Origin of the sequence: Chitinivorax sp. B, from assembly GCF_005503445.1 — a bacterium.
Lineage (GTDB): Bacteria > Pseudomonadota > Gammaproteobacteria > Burkholderiales > SCOH01 > Chitinivorax.
On record NZ_SCOH01000124.1, the window covers coordinates 1 to 2,283 of the forward strand.

Here is a 2,283-nt window from a genome sequence, read left to right on the forward strand (position 1 = left end):
TCCGTTGGGGGTGGCGGGAGAACTGTGCATCGGTGGCCCGGGCGTGGCCCGGGGCTACCTGAACCGACCGGACCTGACCGCCGACAAATTCATCGACGACCCGTTCAGCACGCAGGCGGGCGCCAAGCTGTACCGGACCGGCGACATCGCCCGGTTCCGGGCAGATGGTGTGGTCGAACTGGTGGGTCGGGCTGACCACCAGGTGAAGATTCGTGGCTTCCGGATCGAACTCGGCGAGATCGAGACTGCATTGCAACGTTTCTCCGGGGTCAGGCAGGCTGTGGTAGGCGTGTTTGAGCCCACAGCGGGGGATCGTCGACTGGCGGCCTATCTGGTGACCGACGCAGGATGCTGGATGCCATCGGATTGGCGAGATCAACTGCGCATCAGTTTGCCTGACTACATGATTCCGGCTGCATTTGTCAGGCTGGATGTGATCCCGAAAACCGCTGTCGGCAAGATCGATCGGAAGGCGTTGCCGAAACCGACGGGTGAGGCGTTGCTGTCAACCTACTACGAAGCACCGATCGGTCCGGTTGAAACGCTGCTGGCTGAACTGGCGGCCAAGGTGCTGAAGGTGGATCAAGTCGGTCGTTTCGACAACTTCTTTGATCGAGGTGGTCACTCGCTGCTGGCAGTACAACTGATCAGCCGCATGCGCGATCATGGGCTGCTTGCCGAAGTGCGCGATGTGTTTACGGCAACGCATTTGGCCGATCTGGCCCGAATGACCCGCCAACGTACTACCACATCGGCTGTGCCGCCTAATCTGATTCCTGATGGTTGCCTGGCGATCACACCTGATATGTTGCCCTTGCTTAACCTGACGGCAGATGAGATCGAGGCCATTGAAGCTGCCATTCCCGGCGGGGCGGGCAATATACAGGATATCTATCCGTTGGCACCGTTGCAGGAAGGGGTGCTGTTCCATCACTTGACCAGCACAAGCAGCGATACCTACATCCTGTCGTCGATCATGCAGGTGGCTTCAAGGCAACACCTGGACAGTCTGCTTCATGCAATGCAGCACGTGATCAACCGTCACGACATGCTGCGCACGGCGGTGTTGTGGAAAGGATTGCGTGAGCCGGTGCAGGTGGTATGCCGACAAGCTGTGCTGGATATTGCCGAAATCGATGCCGATGCCTGCCTGGCAGCAGGGGGCGCGTTGGCCGCATTGCAAGCTCGTGCCGACGCCGTGGACCTGAAACTGGATCTTGGTCAGCCCCCGTTGATGCGGGTATTGGTGGCGAGCGACACTGAAGCGGGGCCATGCTATCTGATGTTATTGGAACACCATATCATCGGTGACCACGTGTCGCTTGCGATATTGGTTGAGGAAATCCAGGCGGTGCTGAAAGGTGATCTGCATGATCTGCCGGCATCGATCCCATTCCGGAATTTCATTGCACAGCTGAGGGACGCGGACAAACAACAGGCAGCACTGACGTTCTTCAGTGACATGCTGGCTGATGTCAGTGAACCAACGGTGCCATTCGGGCTGACGAACAGTCAGATGGCGGCTGATGCCTCCATTGGCGCTGTACGCGTCATCGATGACCTGTTGAATCATCGTATTCGCTACCAGGCGCAGGTGCTGGGCATGAGCCCTGCGGTACTGTGTCACCTGGCGTGGGCAATGGTGGTGGCACGTGCCAGCGGGCGTGACGATGTGGTGTTGGGCACAGTCCTGTCTGGCCGGGCTGGTGGTGTGGATGCCATCGAACGCATTTATGGTCCCTTCATCAATACCTTGCCTGTGCGCTTGCAATTGGCCGGTGTGACGGTGGCCCATGCACTGGCCCAGACACGACAAGTGCTGGCTGATCTGTTGGTACATGAACAGACCTCCTTGGCAGCCGCTCAACGATGCAGTGGCGTGCTGGCACCTGCACCCTTGTTCACTGCAATGCTGAACTATCGTCACACGGCTCGGGATACCACGGCTGATGGGCTGGGCTTACAACAGGTAGCGCTCAGGGAGTGGACCAATTATCCGCTCGATTTATCGATCGATGACTGGGGTGACAGCTTCACGCTGGCGCTGAATTGTGATCGGCGTGTCTCTCCCGACCGGGTTCTGGATCATATGGAAGCGGCATTGCAGTCGCTGACCCAGGCATTGATATCGGAACCGGAGGCAACCGTATTGGCATTGGATTGGTTGCCCGCGTCCGAACGCCAGCAACTGAGCCGATTTGCCGGCGATGCAGCGATTGTCGAGGTGACAGAACTGCTGCCGGCGCGGTTTGGGCGACTGGCAGCCCAGTATCCCGACCTGCC

At 58.8% G+C, this 2,283-nt stretch carries 1 protein-coding gene; it reads left to right on the top strand.

What is annotated here, in order from left to right:
- On the top strand, positions 1 to 2,283 hold a 2,283-nt coding region (locus tag FFS57_RS24635; protein ID WP_171014206.1), incomplete at both ends, for a condensation domain-containing protein.